Here is a 26,155-nt window from a genome sequence, read left to right as displayed (position 1 = left end):
CAACCGTTCGCGTCAGTCTAGATGTCGCCTTGCTGCGCGGTCTGCTCGTCGCGCGGATTGATGAACCCATCGACGATGATCGCCGCCAGCAGGATCGCGGCCTTGATCAGGTTCTGATAGAGCAGCGGAATGTCGATGATGGTCATCGCGTTGAGCAGGATGCCGATCAACGCGGCACCCACCAGCACGTTGCGCACCCCGCCCCGCCCGCCCGACAGACCGATGCCGCCGATCACCGCCACCAGCACGATGTCGTAGAGCAGCGTGGAATTGACGATGCGGGTGTTGATCGAATGCAGGCTGGCCGCAGTGAGCAAGCCGGCCACCAGCGAGACCAGGGCCGACAGCACGTAGCGCAGCACCAGCATCGGGCGCACTGGAATGCCGATATTGCGCGCGGCGACCGGGTTGTCGCCGGCGAAATAGACGTAGCGGCCCCATTTGGTGTAGCGCAGGAACAGGAAGAAGGCGAAAGCTAGCCCGGCGAAGACAAACACCTCGACCGGAATGTCGAGGAGGCGCAGCCCGCCCAGAAGCTCGACCCAATGGCCGGGCGGCACCGGCACGGCGTCCTGCGTGATCAGTTGTGAACGCACATAGCCGAAGACGAAGGACGCAGTCGCCAGCGTCACGAAGATCGCCGGAACCTCGGCGTAGGCGACCAGGATTCCGTTCAACAGCCCGATTGCGAGAACGCCGGCGAGCACATAGGCGAAGGCCAGCCCGTCGGATGTTCCCGAATTCAGCAGTTGCAGATACCAGGCGACCGACATCGCCATGATCGCCACCGCCGACAGGTCGATGCCTCTGCCTATTATGACGACCGCCATGCCGAGCGCCAATATGCCCAGCACCGAGACCGAGCGTACGATGGCAACGAGATTGTTCGAGTTGATAAACCCGGGCAGTCCGATCGCGGCGGCAATGAACAGCACAACCGCGATGGCAAAGACAATGCCCTCCTGGTTCAGGCTTCTCCAGTTCAGCCAGCCGGTCGCGTTCATTGCCCGCTTTCACCCGCGATGGCTACGCCCTGCTCCCTCTGCGGCCATCGGAACGAAAGCTAATCGGCTCAAGACCAATTCGTCAAATGAATCCGTGCATTGCAGGCCGGCTTGCGAGGAAATTCTGCGGTTGGACGCACCGATTGGCGAGGCTGGCGCAATGCCTGGAACTCAAGCACTTTTGCAATTGATCGCGCTGATCGAACCGCTGGCGAAGGTTCGCTTCAGGGCGAGCGGAGCAGGCAGAATTTATGTCCGCGCTCGCCGCGCAGGTCCTGCATCAAATCCGCAAAACATGGCCCGAGACCTCGGCGCCGGCGGCCTTCGGCAACGCCAGAAAGCGAAACGAGGCGACGAGCCCGATTGCGCCGATCACCAGGAAGGCAAGGCGGAAGTCGACGAGATCAAGCGCCGCCACGCCCCTGGCTATCTGCGACAGGTTGAGCAACGCCGCCGCGACCGCTACGCCGAACAGCATCGCCACCTGCTGCAGCATGCTGGACAACGTCGCCGCCGAGCTGCGCTGCTGTGAGGCCACATCGGCGAAAGCCAGCGTGTTGAGCGCGGTGAACTGCATCGAACGCGAAAGGCCGGCGATCAGCATCAGCATCACCACCAATGCTTGCGGCGTCTCCGGCGAAAGCGCCGCGCAGGCCACGATCGACAAAGAGGCGATCACCCCGTTGACGATCAGCACCGAACGGAAGCCGAAGCGCCTCAGCGTCGGCGTCGTCACCGCCTTCATGCCGAGATTACCGAGAAAATAGGCCAGGATCATCATGCCCGCATCGACCGGGCTCAGGCCGAAGCCGACCTGGAACAAAAGCGGCAGCAGAAATGGCGTGGCGTTGATGGCGATCCGGAAAATCGTGCCGGCCGACAGCGTCGAGATGGCAAAGGTCTGCACCTTGAAAGCTGTGAGATCGAGCAGAGGATGGTTGGCGCGTCGCAGATGCCGCACCGCAAGCCAGCCGACCAAAATGCCCGTGCCGAGCAGTGCCACGGTCGGCAACACACCCTCTTGCGGATGTGCGATGCGCTCGAGGCCGTAGAGCATCGCGGCGAGCCCCACCGAGGTCAGCAGGAAGCCGGGCCAGTCGAGCGGCTTGGCTCCGGCTTCGCGGTCGCCGGGAATGTAGCGGGCGACCAGCGCCAAACCAGCAAGCCCAAGCGGAATGTTGATGAAGAAATTCCAGTGCCAGGAGAGATAGGTGGTGATGAAGCCGCCAAGCACTGGCCCGACCACCGGCGCAAACAGCGCCGGCCAGGTGATCAGCGCCGTGGCGTTGAGAAGCTCGGATTTCGGCGCATTGCGCAGCACCAGGATGCGGCCGACCGGCGTCATCAGCGCGCTGCCCAGACCCTGCACCGCGCGCGCGGCAACGAACTCGGCCAGGTTCTGCGAGACGCCGCAAACGAGCGAGGCCAACGTAAACAGGGCAATCGCCACAAGGAAGATGTTGCGCGCGCCGAAACGGTCCGCGAGCCAGCCGGACAGCGGCACGAACACCGCCATGGTCAGCATATAGACGGTTATGCCGATACTCATCGCCACCGCCGGCACGCCGAAGGATTCTCCCATCTGCGGCAGCGAGGTCGAGATGATGGTCGAATCCAGAAGCTGCATGAAGAAGGCGACGGCGATGATCAGCGCCACCCGCCGGGCTTGCCGCGCCGCCGTCGCGGTTTCGGGCAAGGCTTCGTTTTCGGAAATGGCGGTCATGCGCAGAACTATCCGAAGGGAATTTTCACCCGCTCCATCGGCAACCGCACAATTGTCAGGCAAACCGATGACGCACCGGTTTCAACAGCATCTGGCCGGTGCCGTCCAGACATGGACCAACAAACTTTCGTGTAGCATCGCAGCCGGCTACGCGATGACCTGGCCCTGCCGCCGAACCGGCCTTTTACGATCCGCGATGGCGCTTCGCGCTGTTGCCGGCGTGTCTCATGCGGCTTCGATCTTTTCCAGGAACAGACCAAGCTGGTCCGGGTCCATGTGCACGACGTGCCTGTCTTCGGGATAGGCCAGGCTGTTCACATCGGCGACATATTCGGAAAAGGCGGCGATGCGTTCGGCCTGCAGGCGATCGTATTCGGCGGCGAAATTGCGATAGACCTTGGAATGGCGCGGCATGTGGCCACGGTTCTGGCCGAGGATGTCGTCGGCGAACAGGTATTGCGCATCGCAGCCGGTGCCCGCCCCCATCGACAACATGATCAGCGAAGTGCGTTCCGAAATCGCCTTGGCCACCTCGACCGGCACCACTTCGATCTCGGCGCCGATCGCACCGGCAGCCTCCAGTTGCTTCACCGCCTCGAACACCTGCATGGCGGTATCGGCGGTCTTGCCGACGGCCTTGAAGCCGCCGGTCCAGGTGGCACGTGACGGGATGAGGCCGACATGGCCGATCACCGGAATGGCGTCGTCGGCCATCCGCTTGATGGTGGCATAGCCGGCGCTGCAATAGACCGCATCGGCGCTGGCCTTGTAGAGCCGGAACGCCCAGCGGACGAAATCGTCGGCCGTGCCGATCTCGAAGAAATTCTCGCCCGGCATGGTGAACAGGCTGGGTGCCGCATCGCGGTATTGCGGATTGAGCACCAGCTCCGGCGGCACCGAGACGATGTCGACGCCGGCGCGTTCGGCGGCCTCGGCCTCGTCCATCGTCAGCACGCGCAGCATCGTCAGCTGCCGCTTGCCCTTCATGGCACGCAGGTCTGCGACGGTCGGTCTTTTCCGGCTCATGGATTATGGTCCCCTTTGCTACGTGACAGAAGGCCCGTCAGCCAATCTGGATCATCACCTTGCCAGCTTCGACCTTGACTGGATAGGTCGCGAGATTGACGCAGACGGGAGCGCCCTTGGCCTGGCCGGTCTTGTAATTGAAGCGGCCATTGTGCTTGGGGCATTCGATGATGTCGTCCATGACCAGCCCGTCGGCCAGATGCGCCTTCTCATGCGTGCAAAAACCGTCGGTGGCGAAGAATTCATCGTCCGGCGAACGGTAGATTGCGAAGGTGCGGCCGTCATGGTCGAAGCGGATGACATCTTCCTCTTCGACATCGTCCACGGCGCACGCTTCGACCCAATCGGCCATTTCTATCTCTCCCGAAATTCCTGCGGTGCCTACTCAGCCGCTGCCGACATGTTCACTTCGTGGAACTCGCCACGATAGGGCCGTGCCGTCGGTGGCAGTTCGCGCTTGAGGAAATAATCCTCGTATTTGAGCTGCCTGAGCAGGACCGGCCAGACCTCGCGATAGGCATGCCATATCGACGGGTTCGGCTCAGGCAAATCGTGCTTGATCAATTCATGCAGCCTGGGCAGCGCGTGATACGGCACCATCGGGAACATGTGGTGTTCGACGTGGTAGTTCATGTTCCAGTAGATGAACCGGCTGATCGGGTTCATGTACACGGTACGGGTGTTGAGCCGGTGGTCGACGACATTGTCGGCCAGGCCGATATGCTGCAGCAGGCCAGTCAGCACCATGTGCCAGGTGCCGTAGAGGCGCGGCACGCCGATGAGCACCACCGGTATCCACGACCGCATGAAAACGGCGAGCGCGATCGTCGCGATGTAGATGACGATATGCCAGCGCGCCGCGATGACGGCCTGGCGCTGTTCCATCTCGGGAACGTAGCTTTTCTCGTCGGGCGTCAGCTTGCCGAACGCCTGGCGTACCAGTGCCGGAAGCGAATAGCGGAAATCGAGGATGCCGGTGAAAGCCAGCGCGGCGCGCAACAGGTCCGGCGGTCGCATCACGGCGATCTCTGCGTCGCGGCCGACGATGATCGTGTCGGTGTGGTGGCGGGCATGGCTCCAGCGCCAGGTCACCGGGTTGCGCATCAGCATGAAGCTGGCGATCTGGTAGACGACATCGCTCATCCAGCGCGTGCGGAAGGCAGTGCCATGGCCGCATTCGTGCCAGCGCGAGTCGCTGGACGAGCCGTAGAGCACGCCGTAGACGAAGAAGAACGGCAAGCACCACCAGGTGCCCCAGAAATAGATGGCGCCGGCGGCGGAGCCGAGGATGGCGACGATCCAGATGATCGTGTCACGGATCGCCGGCGCGTCTGAGCGCTGCATCAACTCCTTGATCGCCTTGCGGGGGACATCCGTGTGGTACCACTCCGCCGAGGCCAGTCCCGTCTCGATCGCGATCCGCGTGCTTTCGCCGACCAGGCTGTAATCGCGCTTTACCGTGCCAGCCATTGTGACCTCCAATTCCTGATCGGCCGCGAGCCCTCCCCGCTCCGGCCGGAGCCAGCCTCCCAACTGGTGTCCCGTATCGTCCTCGCCCTTATCACGACCTGCCTCCAAGAACAGGAAAATGGCCCGACGGCCGCGGGTAGTCCTCTCGCGGTTGTCTGGCAATCGCCGCGATCCGGCTTTCGGCTGCGGCGATCTCGCCGGCGCCGTCGAGGACCCGGAACACTGCATCGTAGGGGCGACTCTCGCCGTGCTCCAGCCAGATCATCTCGCCGCGTTCGCGCGCGGCAAGATTTCCCAGCACATGATGCGTCGACGGCTCAATCCCAAGCGCGTACTGCCCAGCCTGGAAATTCTGCCATTGGTAGGCGCAGGGCAATTGGTCCTTGCGCGTGACCACCTCGAAGCCGAGGCCGAGCCTGTCGTTGACCACCGCCACCGGGACCTCCCCGGTGCTGCCAGCGCCGAGTTCGTGCTGCCAGACCTGTTCCTTGAATCCCAGTTGCGGCGCCGGCACCGTGCGGTAGCCGACCTTCTGCGCTTCATAGTGCTCGCCGGCATGCCCGGCCCAGACGACGTCGCGGATCGGCGCCAGGTAGCGCGAACCCTCGTCGAGCACCGGATGGCTGACATTGATGTGGTAGAAATACATATGCGGCGTCCGGTTGAAACCGTGATTGACGACACGGTCCGAAAGCCGGATCTCGTTGCCGCCGACATCGGCCTCGATCCGCCGCAGCAGGTACAGATCCTCGCCGAAGACGGTCGATTGCTGGACGATGCCTTCGGCCCACAACACGCAGCGGTCGCCGTCCCAGGTCTCGCCATAGCCGGTCAGCCGCGCCGGGATGGTGCTGATACGGCCATGCAGCGAGTGGCGCACCGTCTTCTTGGGCGGGTAGTTGTAGGTGTCGGCCGGTACCTCGTTCATGAACAATATATGGTCGAGGCCGCAGGTCAGCAGAAGGCCGGAAAACGACCGCGCCCAGGCCAGCCCCTCCTCGCCTTCATACTCGTGCAGGCCGGGATGGCGAAAGCCGCTCGGCGAATGCCAGCCGATCGCCTGGCCCCTGAAGTCGCAATCGGCGATATCGAGCGCCCGGTCGACCAGCGCGGTGAAGCGCAGGCCCGAGCCGGTGCGGAATTCGAGCATGCGGATGCCGCGCTCGATGCCGTCACCAAGCGTCATCAGCCTCACGCCGGCGAATTGCGACAGCATGCCCGAGCGTTCCGAGACCTGCCGGCGCGACAGCGTCTTGCCGTAAAGCTCTACCATGTGACGGCCAGTTCTTTCACTTTGCTCCCGTCCTTCACTTGGCTCTCGTCTCCTTGAGCAGGGCCGACATGTCGGCGCCGGTGATGATGCTTTCCACGGTCAGCAGATCGGTGTCGGCGACCGTCTGCTCGGCGACGATCTCGCCGCGGCGCATGACGATAATGCGGTCAGCGACCTGGAAGACGTGATGGATGTTGTGGGTGATCAAAAGCACCGAGTGACCGGCGTCGCGCACTTCCTTGACGAAGCGCAGCACGCCGTGCGTTTCCTCGACGCCGAGATTGTTGGTCGGCTCGTCGAGGATGATGACCTTGGCGGCGAACTGCATGGCGCGGGAAATGGCGATCGACTGGCGCTCGCCGCCCGACAGCGTGCTGACCAGCGCATCGGCGTCGAGCTTCTTCGAGATGCCGACGCGCTTCAAAAGTGCCGAGGCAGCATCGCGCAATTGGGCGAGATCGAGCGGCGCGAACACACCCAGCCATTTGAGGTTGACCGGCTCGCGGCCGAGGAAAAGATTGCGCGCGATGCTGAGGTCCGGTGCCAGCGAGGTGTCCTGGTGGATGGTCTCGATGCCGAGATCCATCGCATCTCGCGTCGAGCGGATGGAGACCTTCTGACCGCGCACATAGATGTCGCCGCGATCGACGGGAAAGACCCCGGAGATCGCTTTGATCAATGTCGATTTGCCGGCGCCGTTGTCGCCGAGCAAGGCCACCACTTCGCCCTCGTTGAGCGTGAAGGAGGCGCTCTTCAGGGCGCGGACGCTGCCGAAGGATTTTTGCAGGTTCTGCAGCCGAAGCACTTCCATGATCAGCTCCTGGCGGCGTTCTTCTGCAGCAAAGCGTGCAGGATGAGCATGGCAAGTATGATGACGCCGACGAAGATGTTGTAAGCGAGCCCAGGCACGCCGATCAGCACGATGCCGTTGCGGATGCTGCGCAGCATCAGCGCGCCGACGATGGTGCCTAAAATGGTGCCTCGCCCACCGGTCAGCGCGGTGCCGCCGACCACCACCATGGCGATCACTTCGAGCTCGTAGCCGGTGCCGGCCACCGGCGAGGCGGCAGAGATGCGGAAGGCGCTGATCATGCCGGCGAGACCGGCCAGCGCCGAGGTCAGGATGAACAGCCAGATCTTGACCGCATCGGCCGGCACGCCACGCGCCACAGCAGCGTTACGGTTCGAGCCGATAGCGCTGATCCAGTTGCCGAGCTTGGCGTAGCGCAGCACATAGATCGCCAGCAGCGACAGGCCGATGAACCACCACAGCGAGGTATAGAAACGGAACGTTCCGATACTAAAGCTGCCGGCCAGCAGCGTCACGAAGAAGCCCGGCTGGTCCCAGGATTTCAGCGGAAACCCTTGGGTGATGTAAAGCGCTGCCCCACGCACCACCAGCAGCATCGACAGCGTCACCAGGAAAGACGAGATGCCGATCTTGGTGACGATCAGCCCGTTGATCGCACCGATCGCTATGCAGAGCAGCAAGCCGGCCAGCAACGCCACGCCAATATCAACCCCGCCGTTCTGGACCAGCAGCATGACCACGACCGGCGCCAGCCCGAACACGGCGCCAACTGAAAGGTCGAACTCGCCCGCCGTCAGAAGCAGCGTCATGCCGAGCGCGATGATGCCGAGCTCGGGCAGAAACGCCATCATGTTGGAGATGTTGAGCGGCGACAGGAAGTTCGCGTCGGCGATCGCAAACACCGCCAGCAGGACGATCAGGATGACGAGCGACGAGAACTGCGGCGAGCGCATCAGGCTCGACCTGCGTTTGGCACGCGGCATTTCCTCTTCTGCGGCAATTGTCATGACAGCTTGGACCATATCTCAGGGTGACGCACGCCGCCTGCGCGGCGGGCGTCAATTTCAATCACTTGTTGTAGAGTTTCAGGATCGGTTCGACGCTCGAGGCGTCGTAGAGGCTGAACGTGTGGATGTCGTAGCCGATCGGTTCGCCAGCGGCGGCCAACCCGAGCAGCGCCACCGGCATGAAGCCCTGCGCCGACGGGAACTGCCAGGCAGCCGCGTTGACGAAACCGGCCTTGACGGACTCGGCCGTTTCCTTCGAATTGCCCCAGCCGACGACCGGAATCTTGCCGGCCGGCACGCCGGCGCCGTCGAACACCCGCTTGACGCTGGCCGCTACGGAATCGCCGAGCGCGATGATTGCCGGCGGGTTGTTGGCGACCATGTAGTCGGTCATCTTGGCGATGATGCCGGCCGGATCGGTGCCGCAATCGACCACGTCATATTTGATGCCGAGCGGATCGAAGACGCTGGCAATGCCTTCGGTCTCGAGCTGCTGGTAGCTGGCGCCCGGCACTTCGACCGGCAGGAACACCTTGTCGCCCTGCTTCACCATCTTGTGGTCGACCAGATATTTCGCCCAGATGACACCGGCTTCCTTGAGATCGGCGCCGACATAGGCTTGCCGGCCGGTTGCCGGATCGTCGGTATTGAAGAACACGATCGGGATGCCGGCCGCCTTCGCTGCCTTGACCTCCTCGGTCCACAGGCCGGGCTGCGCCGAGGTGGTGGCGATGCCGTCCGGCTTAGCGGCAAGGGCCGAATTGAAGGCCTCCTTCTGCGCCGCCATGTCGCCGCCGCTGAACGAGATCTTGCAGGTCACCTTGAGCTGGTCGCAGGCCTTGGTCGCGCCGGCATTCCAGTCGATCCAGAAGGCGTCCGACGGGCCGCCATGCGACAACAGGTAAAACGTCTTCTGAGCGTCCTGCGCCAGCGCCGGCGTACCCAGCGCCACACCGGCAAGAACCGTCGCCGCAGCCGCGATTTTCAACGCGAGTTTCAACATTTCTCTTCCTCCCTTGTTTCGTAACCGAGCCGCGCCATCACAGTCCGTTGGCGCGGAATTTTCCGTCGAGGAATTTCTTCGCGCGCGGCACGTCGTCTTCCGAAAGATGCTCGATGATGACCGGGATGTTCGGGTGCTTTTCGGCCAGCCGCTTGAGATAGAGGTCATAATTCAGCGAACCGAGGCCGGGCGCCGGCAGCTCGATCTCGCCGACGCCGCGGAAAGTGTGGCTCTCCAGCGCGTCCTCGTCGCCGATGTCTGCGTGCTTTTCCGACTTGTCGCCGCCGGAGCGCTTGACGTCCTTGGCGTGGGCTATCTTGATCTTGTCGGTCAGCGTGTCGAACACCTGGTTCAGGATCTGGTCCATCCTGTCGATGTTGTGGGTTTCGAAATAGTTGGTCGGGTCCATCAACAGGCCGAGGCCTGGGTGGTCGACCTGCGCGAACATCCTCACCGTCTCTTCGACCGAGCCGACGACATTGTTGACATAGGTTTCGAGGAGGAAGACCGCGCCATGGTCATAGGCGGTCTGGGCAAGGTCGGCGATGACCTTGCGGCATTCCTCAAAACCTTCCTCGGTCTTGTTCTTCGGATGATGCACCCAGTCGGACTCGGTGTTGTAGGTACCGGTTTCCGAGATCACGTAAGGGGCGCCGAAATGGCGTGCGTTGCGGATGATCTCCTTCAAATAGCCGACGCGCCTCTCGCGCTCGCCCATATCCGGATGGATGATGTTGGTGTAGCCCGACACGCAGCAGATCGGCAGATTCTCGTCGCGGAACGTATCGCGGACGGTCTTGGCCTTGTCCCTGGTGATCTGCCCGGCCGACAGATCTATGTCCTTGAAATGCAGGTCGAGCTGCACGGTGTTGAAATCGAGCGCACGGATCTTCTGCGCGGTTTCCTTGAGGCCATACGGGAAATAACCCGTGAAGATACCTGCCTGCATCATGGTGTGAAGTCCTCCCTGTAAGTGACTCAGTCAGTTGATATTTCGGAAAGCTTGACCGTCCGGCCCATGTCGATCGAGCGGTAGCCCGCTTCGACCAGCGCCATGGTCTTGACGTTGTCGGCGATCGAGAGCGCCGGCGGCTCGCCCATCTTAACCGCGTGCTGGAGCTGCTCCATGACGCCGATGAAGGCATGCGGGAACCACATCGTGTCCCAGCTGGGCGTCACCCATTCACCACCGGTGGTCTCGGTCGAGGCATAGGTCAGCGTCGACGCAGCGCCTGTCGGCCAGCCGATGGTGCCCTTGGCGACGCCCTTGGTGCCGTCGACGCGCCAGTTGATGTGCTGGTCGTCCTTGTAGCCCTCCTGGCGCGGACCGGACCAGACATCCTCCAGCGATACGGCAAGCACGCCGGACGGGAACTTGATCGTCGACACGGTGATGCCGTCCGAATGGTCGAAGCGGGTGCGCGGGTCCTTGCGGGTCAGGGTGGTGATCTCCAGGGGATCGCCGAACAGGAAGCGCAGTACGTCGAGATGGTGGACGCTCATATTGGCGAGCGTCAGGCGGTCATAGTCCTCGAGGAAGCTCTGCCAGTGCGGGATCGCATGCATGTCGATCTGGGCGAAGACAATGTCGCCGAGCGCGCCGCTGTCGATGATCTGCTTCAAGACGCGCATCGACTGGTCGTAGCGCATGTTCTGGTTGACCGAGAGGATCTTGCCTGCCTTGGCCGCCTCGTCGCGCAGCTTGATTGCCTCGTCGAGGGACAGCGCCAATGGCTTCTGCGCCAGGATAGCCTTGATATGCTCCTGCTTGAGCGCATGACGGATCAGCGCCGGCTGCTGGTCCGGCGGAAAGGCAAGGTCGATGATCTCGACGTTTTTGTCCTCGATAAGCTGTTCCGGCGTATCGTGGACGGTCGGGATGTCCCAGCGTTTGGCGACCTTCTCGGCGCTGGCCTTGGTCCGCGAGGCAATCGCCACCACGGGGAAACCGGCTTCCTTGTAGGCGGCAAGGTGACATTCGGCCATGATCATGCCGGCGCCGACGCAGCCGATCCTGTATTCCCTGGTGCGGACTTCAACGTCCGGCTCGAAGCCGTTGCTTGCCATATGTTCCTCCCGAAGCTCGTTTCTTGCAGCCACCGTCATCTTGCCAGCGCTCCCCCGCTTTGCCCGAAATAATGCACCCTGCCCGGCTCGCAGGATATCGCCACCATCGCGTCCGGCCTGATGTCCGGCTGGCCGCGTAACAGCGCCCGCAGACGCGCCTGCCCGGCGGCGAGCGTCACTACGGTGTAGCCGCCGAGCGGCTCGACCTCGAACACTCGCGCCGGGCGGCCCGCGCCCCCCTCCGACCAAGCCTTGACCTTGATGTCTTCCGGCCTGAGTCCAATTTCGACGGCATCGGCCGGCGCCGCCTTATCCGCGATGCGGATCGTGCCTTCCGCCGCCTCCACGCCTTCAGCGCCGTGCACCGACTTCAATATATTCATCATCGGCGAGCCGAGCAGCCGCGCCACATAGGTGCTGGCCGGCCGGTCATAGATCTCGGCAGGCGCGCCGATCTGCCTGATCTTGCCGCTCTCCAGTATGGCCATGCGGTCGGCGACCGACATCGCCTCTTCCTGGTCGTGCGTGACATAGATCAGCGTCTTGCCGAGCTCGCGCTGGATGCGCTTGAGCTCGACGCGCGTCTCCTCGCGCAGCCGGGCGTCGAGCGCCGAGATCGGATCATCCATTAGATACGCGACAGGATCACGCACCAGCGCACGGGCGATTGCCACACGCTGCCGCTCGCCGCCGGAAAGCTGCGCCGGCGGTTTGTGCAGGATATGTCCGATATGCAGCTTAGCCGCGACCTCGGCGACGCGTTTTTCGATCTCGGCTTCTGTCACCTTCCGCTCGACCAGCGGAAAGCGGATATTGTCGCGCGCGCTCATATGCGGAAACAGCGCCAGGTTCTGGAACACCATGGCGACATTGCGCTCCGCCGGCGACACTGCGTTGACCGGCCTGCCGCCGATCAGGATCTCGCCTGTGTCCGGGGTTTCCAGCCCGAGCACCAGACGGAGTATCGTCGACTTGCCCGACAGCGGCGGGCCAAAGAAACAGAAGAATTCGTTGTCGTCGACCGTGAACGAGGCGTCGTCGACGGCCAGCGTGCCACCATAGTGTTTCGTCACATTGCGGAAAACGATATCAGCCATCTCAACCTGCTCTCAACGCAAGGCCGGAAGCGGCGTCGAAGACGCGCACCGCCTCCGCCGCAGGCGCGACGACAGCTGTCTGCCCGATCGCCAGCCCGACATCATTGTCGAACACCGCCTTCACCGCAGTCTCGCCGTCGCCAAGGTGGATGATGGTGCGCGCGCCGATCCGCTCGACGAAACTCACCGGCATGGACAGGCCACGGCCGCCTTCAGCCAGCGTCACCTGCTCCGGTCGAAAGCCATAAAACACTTCGCCGCGCATCCGGCGTGCGGCATCGGCGATCTCGACCGGCAGCGGCGGCGTCGCCCCGAGTGGGCCGAGATCGACGACCAGGCCACGGTCGCTTTCCGCCGGCCTGCCCCTGAGCAGGTTCATGCCCGGCGCGCCGATGAAGCGGGCGACGAAGACATTGGCCGGATTGTTGTAGACCTCGAGTGGCGTGCCGACCTGCTGCAGCACGCCGTGATCCATCACCGCGATGCGGTCGGCCATCGTCATGGCTTCGAGCTGGTCGTGGGTGACGTAGACCATGGTCTGCCGGAACTGCCGCTGCAACTGCTTCAGTTCGGTCCGCATCACTGCCCGGAAGGCGGCGTCGACATTGGAAAGCGGCTCGTCGAGCAGGAAGATCGCCGGCTCCATGATCGCCGAACGGCCGATCGCGACCCGCTGCAATATGTTGACCGACAGCCTGTCCGCCCTGCGGTCGAGCAGCGGCGTCAGTTGCAGCATCTCGGCAATGGCGCCGACACGGCGGTCGATCTCGGCCTTTGGTGCGCCGCGCATTTTCGGCCCGTAGGCGAGGTTCTGCCGCACGCTCATATGAGTGAAGATCGCATAGTTCTGGAAGACGAAGCCGACGCCGCGCCGCCCCATCGGCACGCCGGCCATGTCGCGCTCGCCAAACAGGATCTTGCCGCTGGTCGGCTCTTCCATGCCGGCGATCATGTTCATCGTCGTCGACTTGCCGCAGCCCGACGGTCCGAGCAGCGCCATGAACTCGCCGTCGGCGATGGCCAGATCCATCGTCTTCAGCGCGGTGAAGTCGCCGAATTTCTTGACCAGGTTCTGCAGGTGGATGGTGCTCATGCCGCCACCTCGCGTACCCGGGCCATACGTTTCATGGCAAACACCGCGGCGATGGACAGCACGATCAATATGGCCAGCGCGATTGCCGCCACATAGCCCCAGATCAGGTCCTGGGTAGTGAGCTTGTAGATGTAGACGGAGATGGTTTCGGTAGCGACGCCGGGACCGCCGCCGGTCATGATGTAAAGCGTGTCGAAGATCTTGAAGTTCTCGATCACCCTGATCGCCAGAGCGATGATGATGATCGTTTTCATCTTCGGCAGCACGATGGTGACGAAGCGCTGCCACGGGTTGGCGCCGAGCAGCCTCGCCGCCTTGATCTGGTCCTCGGGCACGCCGACCAGACCGGCAAGCAGGATCAGGAACATCAGCGGCGTCCACTGCCAGATGTCGGCGATCATGACGGCGATGAGAGCCAGCGTCGGGTCCGACAGCCAGGCAATGGTGACGGGAACGCCTGACATCGCCGACAGGATGTCGTTGACCGGGCCGCCCGACTGAAACAGCATGAAGAACATGTAGCCGGCCACCGCCGGCACCACCATCATCGGCATCAAGAGGATTGAGTAGAAGATCCGCTTGCCGGGAAACTCGTCGGCAAACAGCGTCGCGAGCGCCAAGCCGAGCAGGAACTCCGCCGGCACGCAGACGATCATGACGATGGTCGTGCGCTTCAGCGCACTCCAGAAGCGCGCGTCCGCGGCAAGGTCGGTGTAATTGGCGAAGCTATTCCACATCGACCAGGCATTCCACCAGCCGGTGCCCGACAGCGGCGACCAGTCGGTGAGGCTGATATAGAGCTGCATCAGGAGCGGGAAGACGGCGATGAACAGCACCAGGATCTGCGCCGGCAGGGTCAACCGGAAGCCGAGCCGTGCGCCCTCGTCCGGCAACACCGATGCCGCCTTAGAGGCTTGCATGTCGCCCTCCGAAATCGTGGCTGTCACCGCGCTCATTGCTTGAGCGCCCCGAAGGTCAGCCCGCGCACTAGATGGCGCTGGATGGCGATCCCCATGATCACCGGCGGCACCGCGGCGATCAGGCCGAGAGCTGCCTTGGCGCCATAGAGCTGTCCGGTCATCGAGGAGGACAGCGAGGCCATGTAGACGGGGACCGTCACCCATTCGCGCGTCGTCAGAAGCAGCGCAATCAGATAGTCTGACCAGTTGAGGATGAAGACGAACAGCGCGGCACTGGCCAGCGGCGCGCGCATCATCGGCAGCGTGATGCGGGTGAAGACGCGCCATCGCGAACAGCCCTCGACCAGCGCCGCCTCCTCGATCTCGCGCGGCATGTCGTCGAAGAAGGTCTTCATCAGCCAGAAGGCGAAAGGCAGCGTGACGATGCCGTAGATCAACGACAGCCCCCACCAGCTGTCAGTGAAGTTGAGAAAGGCCCACATGATCATCACCGGGGTCATGACCGCCATCGGCGGAAACAGGCGAAGCTGGATCAGCGCCAGCGGCAGGTTCTGGCCCGAGCCGAAGCGCGACAGCCCGTAGGCCGCCGCGGTGCCCGCCGACATGGCGATTGCCGTGCCAAATGTGGCCGACAGCAGCGACGACAGGATCGGCTTCAAAGCCGTGCGGTCGAGCGCGACGATCAGATTGTTGGTCGATTCACCGAAGACGAAGCGGAAATTGCTGAGTGTCGGGTTCTTCGGCCACCAAGTCAGGTCGGCGCCGGTCGCCGACCATTCGGCGATCGGCTTGAACGCCATAGACACCATCCACAGGATCGGCACCAGCGTCACCGCCATCGCCGCAAAGATTGCGGCATAGCGGAATATCTCGAAAGGAACTGAACGCTTCATCTTGCGGCTTCGCTGGAGTCTTTCGTTGCCGAGGGGAAGAGCGACCGCTCCTCCCCTCCTTGGTAGGATCCTGGAAGGATCAGGCGATTGGATCGAGGACGGTGGGCCAGGCCTCCTTGTTGGTCTTGATGGCTTCGAGAAGCTTCTCCTCGCCGGTACGGCGGGCAATCTTCTTCCACTCGGCCTCGGTGTCGGCCATCGCCTGCTCGGCCGTCTTGGCCTTGGTCAGCGCGGCGACGAGGTTCTCGTCTAGCGCGTTGTGGAAGGCGGTGGCGCCGGGATAGTTGATGGTGGGCACGGTGCGGGCGACCGTCTCGCGCACCACGTCCATGTGGTAGGCATGATAGGTCTGGCGAACCAGCGGATCCGAGAAATCCGATAGCCGGAACGGATCGAAGTAGCCGCCCGGATTGGCGGTCATCCAGGCGTAGATGCGGCTTGAACCCAGCCACTGTAGGAACAGGTAGCAGGCCTCCGGGTTCTTGGCTTGCGAGGAAACCGACGCCGACAAATTGAGCCACAGCACCGACCGGCTGACCAGCTTGCCGTCGATCTCGCGGCCCGGTGGCAGCATCGAGCCGATCTTGCCGGTGACAGCTGAATCCTTGTTGCCGGCATTGTCGAGGAATTTCGGCAGATTGGAGAAGGCGCAGGTCATGGCCGCACCGCCCTTTGCGAAATTGCCGTACTGCTCCGGCCAGCCCCAGGAGATCGCATCCGGCGAATGATGCGAAAGCGAAGCAATGTACTCGTTGGTCGCCGCGATACCTTGCTCCGAATTGATCAGCGGCTTGCCGGTATCGTCGAACAGGAACTGATTGGGCGAAGCCATTGAGACATAACGCTGATACCAGTTGGTGTAGCCCCAACCCTGGTTGCGCAGATCGGTCGAGCCGAACAGGCCCTTGTCCGGGCGCTGGAAGAAGGCCGCGATCTCGTCATGCTGCTTCCAGGTCTTCGGCGCCGCCAGTTCATACCCGTATTTGTCGGAGAAGGCCTTCCTCTCGTTTGCGTCGCCGAACAGATCGGTACGGTAGACCCATGTCTGGAAGTCGCCATCCAGCGACACGCCATAGGTCGAGCCGCGATACTGGTTGAGCAGCGACACGCCCTTGGCACCATTGACGTAACCACGCTCGGGATCGTCCCATTCCGGCTTGTACTGCGCGACGAAGTCGTCGAGCTTGAGGATGCCGCCGGTTTCGGCGAGGTCGCCAAGACGGTTCCATTCGACCGCGTAGATGTCATACGCCCCACCCTTGGTGGAGATGTCCTGCATCGTTTTGGTGAATTCCTGGCCGTTGGGCACACCGACGATCTCAAGCGGAATGCCGGTTTCCTTCTCCCAGAGATCTTTGATCGACGGCGCGCCGGCCGGAAACGGCTGGGTCAGCTGGCCGATCGAGCCGTCGGACAGGCCAAGTACGATCTTGGCCGGCGCCTTGCCGGCGCCCTTCATCGCCTTGGCCGCCTCGATGGCGCGACCCTCGGGCGTGTCGGCGCCATATTGATAGCGCTCCGAGCCGTCGAAGCCCGTCGGGCCACCGATCATGCCGGGCGCCAGGGCATCGGCCGCATAGGCCCGGCTTGGGCGAATGAATTTCGGTGCAATACCTGCGGCGGCAACAAGGACCGCCGCCTTTCCACCGGATGCCAGCAAACGGCGCCGCGACACGCGGATCAAATTCGACATTGGAACTCCTCCCTCAGGGCCTTGTTCCTCCATGGCCCTTATGATGGATATTGACGGCACTATACGAAGGCTGTCAACATCATAAATAATCAAGACACCTCATAACATCTCATGGGAGGGGAAGGATGGCGTTTATCAAGGCTCTCACACTGAAGCCGGTGCTTGAATTTGAGGGAGCCCGGCTACCCACCTCCCCGCGTTGGTCCGCTTCGGCATTTTGGTGTAGCGCGGCAGCTTGCGCATCGGCCAAGGCTGGTTACATCATTTCCCATCAGAATCGCGGCTGGCGATGAAGCCGCCGCTTCGACAACGGACCCATGAAATGCGTGATCTCGATGCGCCCCTGGCACATTTTGGAATGAGGTGATCTACAGTGCGGTCCACCCTGACAGACATAGCCCGGGAAGCCGGCGTTTCCGCCGCCACGGTCGACCGTGTGCTCAACAACCGCGCCGGGGTCAGGGCGCGCACTCGCGAGGTCGTGCTTGAAACGGCACAGCGGCTTGGCTATATCGCTGAAAATTCGAATAATCCGAGCTCGCTCAACGCGCTGCGCGGTGAGGTCATACGGCTCGATTTCGCCCTGCCCGCCGGCACCAATTCCTTCATCAAGATGCTGCACCGCCAGATCGAGGCGCAGGCGCAGGCGCGGCCGGACCTCGACGTCCGCGTCGCCACCATCGAGGGCTTCAATCCGGACCGGCTCGCCCGTCTGCTGCAGGAACTGCACGGGCAGACGCAGGGCGTCGGTGTGATCGCGCTCGACCATCCAACGGTGCGCGAGGCGATCCGCTCGCTTTCTGCCAGCGGCGTCAAGGTCGTCACCATGGCTTCCGACATCCTGCATGTGCCGAGGGTCGCCTATATCGGCATCGACAACCGCGCCGCCGGCCGGCTCGCCGGCTACCTTCTCAACCGCTTCATGGGCGCCGGGCGTCCGGGCAAGGTCGCGCTGTTCGCCGGTTCGCTCTCCTACCGCGGCCACGAAGAGCGCGAGATGGGCTTCCGCCACATTCTGGCGGAAGAATCGCCCAATCTGCAGATCGTCGAGATGCGCGAAATGCTCGACGATCGGGAGAAAGCCTATTCGGAGGCTTCCGCCCTGCTGGACCGGCACCCGGACCTGGCCGCCATCTACAATGTCGGCGCCGGCAACACCGGCATCGCCCGCGCACTCAAGGAGCGCGGGCGCGCGCTGTCGACGGTCTTTCTCGGCCATGAGGTAACGGAAGGCACCAAGGAGCTTCTGCTCGACGGCACGCTCGACGCGGTCATCGACCAGAACCCGCGCGTCGAGGCCCGCGAGGCGCTCAACACCTTGACCCACGCGGTCAGGGGGTTGCCTTACGAACTGCACCAGCCACGGCTGCAAGTGATCTTCAGAGAGAGCATTCCGGAGATCTGAACGGAACCTTTAGGGATGAGAAGGGCCGCGCCGACTGGCGCAGCCCGCAACATCGTCAAGCAACTCTACTGGACGGCGGCGACTTCCGTATAAGCGCCGTCGACAAAGCTCTTGTCGACCCATTTGCCATAGTCGATCGACCCCTTCAGCAGCCCGGCGCCGGCCATGAACTTCTCCTCGCCCTTGAGCGCGGTGATCGCATCGTCGGTTAGCTTCGGGTCCTGGTAGAACAGGCCCTGGCTGTACGTCTTGCGCACGGATTTTTCCGACGACTTGGTTGCCTCGACGAAGGTCTTGATCGTCTCATCGGGGTGGGCGTCGGCCCAGCGCGAAATCTCGATGTCGACCTTCAGCAGCCGCTTGATCAGATCCGGGTATTTCGCCGCGAAGGCGCCGTTGACGGAGATGACGTTCGGCACGTTCCATTCCGGATGGGTGCCGGTGTCGTAGAGCACGCGGGCCTCGCCGGTGTCGACCAGCTTGGCCGCCGTCGAGTCGGTCTCGACGATGGCATCGATGTCACCGCGCAGCAGTGCCGGCCCTGACGCCTCGAAGGGCAGGTTCAGCCCTTCGACGTCGCTCGTCGTCAGGCCGACGCTGTTCAGTGCCTTGCTGAAATTCGAATGCCGTACGGTGCCGGTGAGATAGGCGACCTTCTTGCCCCTGAGATCCTGCAACGTCCTTAGTGGCGAGTCGGCCTTGACGATGATGGAGGAGCCGCCAGCCTTCACATAGCTCGACAGGCCGATCAGCTTGACGTCGGCCCCAGAGGCCGCGACGCGCAGCGCTGGATTGTTGCCGGTATAGGTGACCTCGATCGCCCCGGTCGCCAGCGCTGTCGTCGCCTCGGAACCGCCATTGAAGGTCACCAATTCGACCTTGATGCCGTCCTTGGCGAATTCCTTCTCCCACCAGCCGTCCTGCTGGGCGAGGATGAATTTGAGGTGCCCGGGCGCTGTGCTGCCGATCCGGATGACCTCGGGCTTGTCCTGCGCAAAGGCGGGGACGCCACCGAGCCCGACGATCACGGCGATGGCGCCCTGCAAGAGCAACCTGCGAATTGCATCGAACGGTATTCTGGACATCTGAAATTCCTTCCGATTGGGATGAATGGCTGGCTTATTAAATGAGAGAGCTCTCCGACTGGCCCTTCCAGGCAGTTGCCCAGCGCTCGAACCAGACGAGCAGGTAGTTGACGGCAAGGCCGATGACGGTGAGGGTCAGGATGCCGGCATACATATCGGCCGTTTCCATCATCAGTTGCGAGTTTTGGATGAGGAAGCCGAGGCCGGATTTGGCGGCCAGCATCTCGGCGCCGATCACCGCGAACAACGAGGATTTCACGCCGAGCCGCGCGCCGGCGACGATCGAGGGAATACTGGCCGGCAGGATGATTTTCCGGAACAGGTCGAAGTCGGACGTGCCCATCGAGCGCGCCGCCTTGATCAGCAGCGGATCGACCGACTTAACGCCGCTGATCGTGTTTACGAGGAGGAAAAACACCGAGGAATAGAAGGTGATCGCCACCTTCGATTCCTCACCGATACCGAGCAGAAGGATGAACACCGGCAGCAGCGCGAACTGCGAGGTGTTGCGCAGCGTCTGCACCAAAAGGTCGGAGACCTTCTCGAACAGCGAATAGCGCCCCATCAGCAGGCCGAGCGGGATGGCCACGACCACGCCAAGCGCGAAGCCTATGGCCGCGCGCTGCAGGCTGATGCCGATATGCTCGACCAGCACGCCCGAGGCGAGCATATTCCACCACGCGACCAGCACCTCACTCAGCGGCGGGAAGAAGATGCGGTTCAGCCAGCCGAGCCGCGGCGCGATTTCCCAGGCGAGGAAGAACAGACCGAGCAGCGGCAGGCCATAGATGAAGGTGCCGAAGCTTGCTCCTCGCCTGCGCCTGACGGCGGGTGTAGCGCTTCGGGCCTTGATTGCCGGAACCCTGGCGGCTACCACCGCCTCACCGGCTCCGGCAAACGGATGAACGCCGCCGGCGGGGCCGAACTTTTCGGTCAGATAGGCCATGCCAAAAACTCCCTCAGTGGCTGAACGCCGGCGACAGCGTCCAATCCTTCTGCGCCTTGTTGACTTCGTCGCGCAGCACGTCCCAGACACGGGCGCGGTGATTGTTGAAGGCAGCACTGGCGCGGATGTCGCCGTCGCGCGGCCGCGGCAGGTCGATGTCGATGATCTCCTTCACCGTGCCCGGACGCGCGGTCATCACCACCACCCGGTCGGCCAGGAAAATCGCCTCGTCTATCGAATGAGTGACGAAGATCACCGTCGTCTTGATCTTACCCCAGATCCTGAGCAGTTCGCCTTGCAGGATTTCGCGGGTCTGCTGGTCGAGGGCAGCGAACGGCTCGTCCATCAGCAGCACTTCGGGATTGCTGGCCAGCGCCCGTGCGATCGCCACGCGCTGCTGCATGCCGCCGGAAAGCTGGTTGGGGAAGCGGTCCTCGAAACCGGCAAGGCCGAACAGCGCCAGAAGATGGCGGGCCGTGGCGGTGCGTTCGGCTTTGGCGACGCCACGCACTTCCAGCGCATATTCGATGTTGGCCAGCGCCGTGCGCCAGGGAAACAGCGCATATTGCTGGAACACGTAGCCGGTCTTGGGGTCGGGTCGGGTAATCCGGCTGCCGTCGAGCTGGACGCCGCCGCTGGTCACCTGCGTCAGCCCGCCGATAATGTCGAGCAGCACCGACTTGCCCGACCCGCTCGGCCCGACCAGAGTGATGAACTCGCCCGTGCGGATGGCGAGATCGACGCCGTCTAGCACGGTAACGCGGTCGGTCGCCTCGCCGTCGACGGTGACGAACTGTCCCGGCTTGAGCTGAAAGGTCTTCCTGATGTCGTTGACGACGATGCGGTCCATGCCTGTCTCCGATCGCTTTATTGCGCCACGCGGATGCGGTGCGTCGGGTCGAACTCGGAGCCGCCGGCCTTGCCGCGCTGCCAGCCGAGCGCGCGGGCATAGCTGCCGAACAGATGGCGCGCTTCGACCTCCATCTCGCTGATGCCGGTCGGCCCTTCGGCGACCTCGGCCACATAGAGCGCGTCGGTCGGGCAGTAGATCTCGCAGAGGAAACAGGTCTGGCAGTCCTCTTGGCGGGCGATTATCGGCGCGCCGTCTGTCGCGTCGAAGACATTGGCCGGGCAGACCTTGACGCAGATGTCGCATTCGACGCAGCGCGTGGCCGAGACGATCTCGATCATGACGCCAGCTCCGCCAGCCGCTCGGGCGCCCCGGCGACGCGGAAATCATCGACGCCGGTGATGACCAGCCGGTGCGCGAAGGCCGGGTTCTTGCCCGGACGATCCGTGCGGCGATGCATGCCGCGGCTCTCGCTGCGATGCAGCGCAGCCGCCACCGACCAGCGCCCGGCAGCAGCGATAGACGCCGCCTCGCGGGTGCGTATCCGCTCCAGCCCCTCGCCTTGCAGATGGTCGCGCACGTCGCGCCAAACGCTCTGCAGCCGCTCGCCGCTTTTTTCGAGACCTGCACTGCTGCGGAAGAAATTCTTGTCCAACGGCACGACTTCCGCGCGCACCGTCTCGATGATCTCGTTGGTGTCGATATCGGCACGCGGCGAAGCCGCCGGCCGCAGGCCGGCTTGGCCGAGCGGCTGGACCTCGCTGCGGAACGCCTTGCCGGCGCGGCGCCTGGCATGGGTCGAAGCGCCTTTGCCGGCCCACCAGCCGCTGGCCAGCGCCCAGGACGAATTGACGGCGCCGCCGCCCGAAACCGCGCCGGTCATGATCTCGCGGCTGGCGGCGTCGCCGGCGGCGTAAAGACCAGGCACGCCGGTGGCGCAGTCGTCGGACACGATGTCAATGCCGCCAGTACCACGCACAGTGCCTTCGGCGCGCAGCGTGACGCGGAACAAATCGTTGAAGGGGTCGATACCGGCGCGGTCATAGGGCATGAAGCAGTTCGGCTGGCCTTGGCGCAGCCAGCCTTGCAGCGCGAGCTCGGCCTGGTCGAGCCGCGCATAGACCGGCCCCTCGATCAGCGCGCGCGCCACTTCCTCCTCGCGGTCGCCGATGCCGTTGCGCAGCGGCTCGCCGGTCGGGCCGAGGATCGGCGAACCGTCCTCGCGGTGGAACGACGCCCAGCGGAACGGCAGGCCCTTGTTCAGCGACGAGCCATGCGGTGCCAGCGTGTACTTGCCGGTGAACTCCATGCCCGACAGGCTGGCGCCGGCTTCCGCCGCCATCAGATAGCCGTCACCGGTCAGCCCGGTCGAGCCGAGGATGCGTTCGCGGAAGGCGCAGCCGCCGGTCGCCAGCACGATCGCCTTGGCATTGACCCGCCAGTCGCGCTCGACCTGGCGGCCGACGCCGGCAGCACCGACGACCGCATCGCCGTCCGACAGAAGTTCGAGCGCAGGATGATGGTCGAGCACGGTGACGCCGGCCAGAAGCACCCGGCGGCGCATGAAGCGCATATAGTCCGGCCCGCGCAGATTGGCGATGTAGAGCCGCCCGTCATCCTCGCTCGGAAACGGATAGCCCCATTCGGAAAGTTGCAGCAGGTTGCGGTAGGCGGTGTCGACGCAGCGCAGCATCCAGCGCTGGTCGGCGAGTTCGCCGGTACGCTGCCAGCGGCGCTCGACCACCGCATGCCTGTTGTCGCCCGGCGGCACGCACCAGGTGCCGGTATTCGACGGTGCGGTAGCGCCGCTGGTGCCGAGATAACCCTTGTCGGCCAGCACCACGCTCGCGCCGTTTTCAGCCGCCGCGACGGCCGCCCAGGCGGCTGACGGACCACCTCCCAGCACCAGCACATCGGCATTGAGGTGCAGCGTTTCGGGCGCGGCGCGGACGGCTGTGACAATCTTCGGCATGAGCACTCGCGGAAAGGGGAATTAGCAGCTGCGACGGGTCAGGCCGCCTTGGAGAACCACACCGGCTCATTGCCGGCGCTCCACTTGATATTGCAGCCGATCGACGGCACCTGCTCGGCGGCCGGCGCCTCGCCCTTCAGCACCGTGTCGACCGCGGCGCGCAGATCCACCCCCGTCACCGGCCTGCCGTTGCCCGGCCGGGCATCGTCGAACTGGCCGTGATAGGCCAGCCGCCGATCGGCGCCGAACAGGAAGAAATCGGGCGTGCAAGCCGCGCCATAGGCTTTCGCCGTCTGCTGCGAAGCGTCCTTGAGATAGGGGAAGGTATAGCCGAATTCTTCGGCCTGCTCGCCGATGCGGGCCAGCGTCTCCTCGGGATGTGCTTCATGGTTGTTGGCGTTGATCGCCACCACCTGCAGGCCCTTGTCGGCATAGTCCCTGGCGAAGTCGGCGAACGCCCCGCGGATCAGCACCACGAACGGGCAACGGTTGGAGATGAAGGCGACCAGCAACGCCGGCTTGGCATCGAGATCGGCAAGCTTGTGCAACACGCCTTGCGCGTCGGGCAACAGGAAATCGGCGGCCTTGGTTCCGAGGTCGATCGGGTTGGATTCGGTTTTCGGCATCGACGCGCTCCCTTTGTGCCTTGGTTCTCTCGCAGTCCAGCCGCAAACGTCAACGCGTTTGCAGTTAGTCTATGAATTTAGTAGAATTATAGGCTGAAGACGCCGTTCGCGGTCAAGCTGGCGGGATAGAATATCGTGCCAATGTTTGTGCCGGTCCGGCAACTTTGTTTGGCCGGAAAGCGCCTCTGAGAAAAGAGCGCGCCGGCCGGGTAAGGGCAATCGGCGTGGCCTTCGTCGAGATCGCCGACGATGGCGAACGGCAGGTCATCGACAACGCGACCGGTATTGAGCTGCACTGGCTGCCGAGAAATGGCATGCAGGCCGGCATCGACGACAGGCTGGCGCGCGCCATCCAGTCGGTCGCATGGCCGACCGGTTCGGCATTCGGCTGGTTCGCGGCCGAAGCAGCCGCCGCCAGGACGGTGCGCGAACACTGGCGCGGTACACTGGCGCTCGGCCGCAACGAGACACTGGCGGCAGCCGACTGGCGGCGGGGCGCGGCGGGACTGATGGCCGGCTAGAGCTTGCTCACCATCGCTTGCGCATCTTCGCCCAGACCGATTGCAATCCGGTCGCCGGAGACAATGCCTGACATGCCGCAGACGACCAGCGGCATGCTGATTTCGTAGAGGAATTCGGCAACGATGGCGCCGACGGCAAGGATCGGGTCCGGCCGCGCCAGGATAATGCCGGCCGGCGCCGTGCCTCTGCGGATCGCTTCGGCCAGAACCGAAGACGAGGACGACGACCCTCGCCCGCTCGGCATTATCAGGATCTTGCCAGCGATATTGCCGCCCAGGTCCGGATGCGAATGGTCGATGATGTCGCCCGTTTCGACGTCGATCCCGCCCCAGAAGCTGAGCGCCTGCGAAAGCACCAGCGCCGGGCCTTGTGCCGAGCCGGAAAGGTGGAATGTACCGGTTCTGGCCGGCGCCTTCATGGCGCGGCTCGCACGACGCGGCCGGCCGCAGCCGAGCGGACGCAGTCCTCCATGTCACCGAAGGCCACCGACACACCGATAATGCCAGGTGCGTAATGCGCCCATTTGCCCGAATTGGTCATCACCACGCCGTCGAGACGCTCGAGGATCGACGTGACATAGGTGCAAGTGTCGGTGACCGGAACGAGGCCGAAGGCTTCCATGCCGGCCAGTGCGCCTTCGTCCTGCAGCCGCGTCAGCGTCGCGCGCCCTGTGTTGACATAGATTGGGACGCCCTTGCCTGGACCGACTTCGCGCAGCAGCGGCAACAGGCGCATCCACTCGTCATAGGAGAAATGCGGCGTGCCTAACGACACGGCCGCCAAAGGCGCACCGTCAGCTACGCTCGACAACCTAGCCAGCGCATCGTCGAGGTCGGCACGCGTGATGCGGATTGTTTCCTCTGGCCCCATGCCATGAAACGCCTCTTCAAGCGTGTTCGCTTCCGGCGTGATACCAACCGCATGGAACAGCGCAACGGCCCCGGTCGTCGCGGCGGCGGCGCCTAGCGCTTTCAGCTGATCCTCATCGCGCGGTCTTGGCAGGCCCGAGATCACGGGGATGCGATCGCTGCTTGCTTGCCCGATGATAAGCCCGACGGCAACGAACAGGCTGTCGCTCGGTTCTGGGTCAGAACCGACCAGCTCGAACAGAACCTGGCCGCGCCGGTTTTCGCTCAAGTGCAGCCCCCAAGCCGGCGCGCGCCCGGTGATGGCGCAGCACAAATCGATGAAATCGCCATAGCGGTTGGTCCGCGCTCCGATCACCGAATTGGCAAAGACGATGGCGTTGGACTCACCCCAGGCGATCTGCTCGCCGAACCCTGGCCGGAACCGAGTCTGATAGGGTGCGCAGGTGAAGGTCGCCTGGCAGCCGAGTTCCAGATGGGCCTTCATTAGACGGCGCCCCGGTACTTCTTCGGCGGCCGGCATCTTCACCAATCCGGGATGGATCAGATCGAACGAGCCGACATTGAGCGTCGTCGGCACCCGAACGCGACCGCCGCCCTCGATCAGCCTTTCGACGAAATCGAGGCTGGCCTGGCCGTGATAGAGGCAGCCGTCGATATGGGCACCGGCAATATCCAACAATTTGTGCGCGCCGACCGCTTTCGAAAAGGCAACCAGGATCTTCATCGCAGCGGCCACGGCCGGACCCTGCTCGCCCTGCAGCATCGACTGGTCGCCCGCATTCAATTCAAGCGACATCGAG

At 63.5% G+C, this 26,155-nt stretch carries 26 protein-coding genes; 2 read left to right on the top strand and 24 right to left on the bottom strand.

What is annotated here, in order from left to right; all coding sequences use genetic code 11:
- Positions 1 to 17: 17 nt before the first annotated feature.
- The 16 genes from NKH13_RS12860 to NKH13_RS12785 all read right to left on the bottom strand — a co-directional run bounded on the left by NKH13_RS12860 (position 18) and on the right by NKH13_RS12785 (position 17,080).
- Positions 18 to 1,004: an ABC transporter permease gene (locus NKH13_RS12860; protein WP_352716998.1), complete on the bottom strand. Its 987-nt coding sequence runs from the start codon at positions 1,002 to 1,004 to the stop codon at positions 18 to 20.
- 280 nt (positions 1,005 to 1,284) lie between these two features.
- Positions 1,285 to 2,727 (bottom strand): DHA2 family efflux MFS transporter permease subunit, encoded by a 1,443-nt coding sequence (locus NKH13_RS12855; protein ID WP_352912673.1) that lies wholly within the window; start codon positions 2,725 to 2,727, stop codon positions 1,285 to 1,287.
- A 225-nt stretch (positions 2,728 to 2,952) separates the two neighbouring features.
- Positions 2,953 to 3,753 carry a 3-methyl-2-oxobutanoate hydroxymethyltransferase gene (locus NKH13_RS12850; protein ID WP_352912672.1) on the bottom strand — a complete coding sequence of 267 codons (801 nt, stop codon included), beginning with the start codon at positions 3,751 to 3,753 and terminating at the stop codon, positions 2,953 to 2,955.
- A 37-nt stretch (positions 3,754 to 3,790) separates the two neighbouring features.
- Entirely contained in the window at positions 3,791 to 4,105 is a 315-nt protein-coding gene (locus NKH13_RS12845; protein WP_352912671.1) for a MocE family 2Fe-2S type ferredoxin, read from the bottom strand.
- A gap of 29 nt (positions 4,106 to 4,134) precedes the next feature.
- On the bottom strand, positions 4,135 to 5,223 hold the full coding sequence (locus NKH13_RS12840) for a fatty acid desaturase family protein (protein WP_352912670.1): 1,089 nt from the start codon (positions 5,221 to 5,223) through the stop codon (positions 4,135 to 4,137).
- A gap of 91 nt (positions 5,224 to 5,314) precedes the next feature.
- The gene (locus tag NKH13_RS12835; protein WP_352912669.1) at positions 5,315 to 6,496 is read right to left on the bottom strand and encodes an aldose 1-epimerase family protein; all 1,182 of its coding nucleotides are present in this window, start codon (positions 6,494 to 6,496) and stop codon (positions 5,315 to 5,317) included.
- A 34-nt stretch (positions 6,497 to 6,530) separates the two neighbouring features.
- A complete protein-coding gene (locus NKH13_RS12830; RefSeq protein ID WP_254820537.1) occupies positions 6,531 to 7,313 on the bottom strand; it encodes an ATP-binding cassette domain-containing protein in 783 nt (260 codons plus the stop codon).
- On the bottom strand, positions 7,310 to 8,314 hold the full coding sequence (locus tag NKH13_RS12825; RefSeq protein WP_352912668.1) for an ABC transporter permease: 1,005 nt from the start codon (positions 8,312 to 8,314) through the stop codon (positions 7,310 to 7,312). Before NKH13_RS12825 ends, NKH13_RS12830 begins: the two co-directional genes overlap by 4 nt.
- Positions 8,315 to 8,375: 61 nt before the next feature.
- Positions 8,376 to 9,317, bottom strand: a complete 942-nt coding sequence (locus tag NKH13_RS12820; protein WP_352717007.1) for a sugar ABC transporter substrate-binding protein — start codon at positions 9,315 to 9,317, stop codon at positions 8,376 to 8,378.
- 37 nt (positions 9,318 to 9,354) lie between these two features.
- Positions 9,355 to 10,269, bottom strand: a complete 915-nt coding sequence (locus NKH13_RS12815) for a sugar phosphate isomerase/epimerase family protein (protein ID WP_352717008.1) — start codon at positions 10,267 to 10,269, stop codon at positions 9,355 to 9,357.
- Between the two features lie 26 nt (positions 10,270 to 10,295).
- Positions 10,296 to 11,384: a Gfo/Idh/MocA family protein gene (locus tag NKH13_RS12810; protein WP_352912667.1), complete on the bottom strand. Its 1,089-nt coding sequence runs from the start codon at positions 11,382 to 11,384 to the stop codon at positions 10,296 to 10,298.
- 35 nt (positions 11,385 to 11,419) lie between these two features.
- On the bottom strand, positions 11,420 to 12,481 hold the full coding sequence (locus tag NKH13_RS12805; protein ID WP_352717011.1) for an ABC transporter ATP-binding protein: 1,062 nt from the start codon (positions 12,479 to 12,481) through the stop codon (positions 11,420 to 11,422).
- A gap of 1 nt (position 12,482) precedes the next feature.
- Positions 12,483 to 13,574: an ABC transporter ATP-binding protein gene (locus NKH13_RS12800; RefSeq protein ID WP_352717012.1), complete on the bottom strand. Its 1,092-nt coding sequence runs from the start codon at positions 13,572 to 13,574 to the stop codon at positions 12,483 to 12,485.
- Positions 13,571 to 14,530 carry a carbohydrate ABC transporter permease gene (locus NKH13_RS12795; protein ID WP_352717013.1) on the bottom strand — a complete coding sequence of 320 codons (960 nt, stop codon included), beginning with the start codon at positions 14,528 to 14,530 and terminating at the stop codon, positions 13,571 to 13,573. Before NKH13_RS12795 ends, NKH13_RS12800 begins: the two co-directional genes overlap by 4 nt.
- Complete coding sequence (locus NKH13_RS12790) at positions 14,527 to 15,387, bottom strand: carbohydrate ABC transporter permease (protein ID WP_292661980.1); 861 nt, start codon at positions 15,385 to 15,387, stop codon at positions 14,527 to 14,529. Before NKH13_RS12790 ends, NKH13_RS12795 begins: the two co-directional genes overlap by 4 nt.
- A 79-nt stretch (positions 15,388 to 15,466) precedes the next feature.
- The gene (locus tag NKH13_RS12785; RefSeq protein WP_352717015.1) at positions 15,467 to 17,080 is read right to left on the bottom strand and encodes an extracellular solute-binding protein; all 1,614 of its coding nucleotides are present in this window, start codon (positions 17,078 to 17,080) and stop codon (positions 15,467 to 15,469) included.
- A 373-nt stretch (positions 17,081 to 17,453) separates the two neighbouring features.
- On the opposite strand from NKH13_RS12785, the gene NKH13_RS12780 reads away from it, so the two are divergent.
- A complete protein-coding gene (locus NKH13_RS12780) occupies positions 17,454 to 18,485 on the top strand; it encodes a LacI family DNA-binding transcriptional regulator (protein WP_352912666.1) in 1,032 nt (343 codons plus the stop codon).
- Between the two features lie 65 nt (positions 18,486 to 18,550).
- On the opposite strand, the gene NKH13_RS12775 is transcribed toward NKH13_RS12780, so the two are convergent.
- The 6 genes from NKH13_RS12775 to NKH13_RS12750 are packed head-to-tail and all read right to left on the bottom strand — an operon-like array spanning position 18,551 to position 23,964.
- Complete coding sequence (locus tag NKH13_RS12775) at positions 18,551 to 19,570, bottom strand: aliphatic sulfonate ABC transporter substrate-binding protein (protein ID WP_352912665.1); 1,020 nt, start codon at positions 19,568 to 19,570, stop codon at positions 18,551 to 18,553.
- A gap of 37 nt (positions 19,571 to 19,607) precedes the next feature.
- Complete coding sequence (locus tag NKH13_RS12770) at positions 19,608 to 20,516, bottom strand: ABC transporter permease (RefSeq protein ID WP_352912664.1); 909 nt, start codon at positions 20,514 to 20,516, stop codon at positions 19,608 to 19,610.
- A gap of 13 nt (positions 20,517 to 20,529) precedes the next feature.
- Complete coding sequence (locus NKH13_RS12765) at positions 20,530 to 21,366, bottom strand: ABC transporter ATP-binding protein (RefSeq protein ID WP_352912663.1); 837 nt, start codon at positions 21,364 to 21,366, stop codon at positions 20,530 to 20,532.
- 17 nt (positions 21,367 to 21,383) lie between these two features.
- Positions 21,384 to 21,707: a 4Fe-4S dicluster domain-containing protein gene (locus NKH13_RS12760; RefSeq protein ID WP_352912662.1), complete on the bottom strand. Its 324-nt coding sequence runs from the start codon at positions 21,705 to 21,707 to the stop codon at positions 21,384 to 21,386.
- Positions 21,704 to 23,338 (bottom strand): FAD-binding protein, encoded by a 1,635-nt coding sequence (locus NKH13_RS12755; protein ID WP_352912661.1) that lies wholly within the window; start codon positions 23,336 to 23,338, stop codon positions 21,704 to 21,706. The genes NKH13_RS12760 and NKH13_RS12755 overlap by 4 nt, the downstream gene beginning before the upstream one ends.
- A gap of 38 nt (positions 23,339 to 23,376) precedes the next feature.
- Complete coding sequence (locus NKH13_RS12750) at positions 23,377 to 23,964, bottom strand: thioredoxin family protein (RefSeq protein ID WP_352912660.1); 588 nt, start codon at positions 23,962 to 23,964, stop codon at positions 23,377 to 23,379.
- 224 nt (positions 23,965 to 24,188) lie between these two features.
- On the opposite strand from NKH13_RS12750, the gene NKH13_RS12745 reads away from it, so the two are divergent.
- On the top strand, positions 24,189 to 24,485 hold the full coding sequence (locus NKH13_RS12745; protein WP_352717026.1) for an SIP domain-containing protein: 297 nt from the start codon (positions 24,189 to 24,191) through the stop codon (positions 24,483 to 24,485).
- Here NKH13_RS12745 and NKH13_RS12740 read toward each other — a convergent pair.
- Both NKH13_RS12740 and NKH13_RS12735 read right to left on the bottom strand, forming a co-directional pair.
- A complete protein-coding gene (locus NKH13_RS12740) occupies positions 24,482 to 24,904 on the bottom strand; it encodes an aconitase X swivel domain-containing protein (protein WP_352717027.1) in 423 nt (140 codons plus the stop codon). The two genes, NKH13_RS12745 and NKH13_RS12740, sit on opposite strands and share 4 nt — an antisense overlap.
- Positions 24,901 to 26,151, bottom strand: coding sequence for an aconitase X (locus tag NKH13_RS12735; RefSeq protein ID WP_352912659.1), 1,251 nt, complete (start codon positions 26,149 to 26,151; stop codon positions 24,901 to 24,903). The genes NKH13_RS12740 and NKH13_RS12735 overlap by 4 nt, the downstream gene beginning before the upstream one ends.
- Positions 26,152 to 26,155 lie beyond the last annotated feature (4 nt).

It is taken from the genome of Mesorhizobium sp. M1348, assembly GCF_040317925.1.
GTDB lineage: Bacteria > Pseudomonadota > Alphaproteobacteria > Rhizobiales > Rhizobiaceae > Mesorhizobium.
This window is presented reverse-complemented; position numbering and strand designations above follow the sequence as displayed.